The sequence below is a fragment of the Parazoarcus communis SWub3 = DSM 12120 genome, assembly GCF_003226565.1.
Taxonomy (GTDB): domain Bacteria; phylum Pseudomonadota; class Gammaproteobacteria; order Burkholderiales; family Rhodocyclaceae; genus Parazoarcus; species Parazoarcus communis.
Genome location: NZ_QKOE01000194.1, coordinates 1 through 255 on the forward strand (window position 1 = coordinate 1; position 255 = coordinate 255).

Sequence of the window (255 nt, forward strand, 5' to 3'; positions counted from 1 at the left end):
GCGTCATGCGCGAGATCGACGGCGGGCTGGAGACGCTGTCGATCCAGCTGCCGGCGGTGGTCACCACCGACCTGCGCCTGAACGAGCCGCGCTACGCGACGCTGCCCAACATCATGAAGGCCAAGAAAAAGCCGCTGGACACCGTCAAGCCGGCCGAGCTGGGCGTGGATGTGGCCCCGCGGCTGAGCACGCTGAAGGTTGCCGAGCCGCCCAAGCGCAGCGCCGGGGTGCGGGTGGCCGATGTGGCCCAGCTGG

1 protein-coding gene is annotated in these 255 nt (G+C 70.2%); it reads left to right on the plus strand.

Annotated features, from left to right (window positions below; translation table 11 throughout):
- Positions 1–255, plus strand: a 255-nt coding sequence (locus DNK49_RS23710) for an electron transfer flavoprotein subunit beta/FixA family protein (protein WP_424445312.1), incomplete at both ends; no start/stop codon positions are given.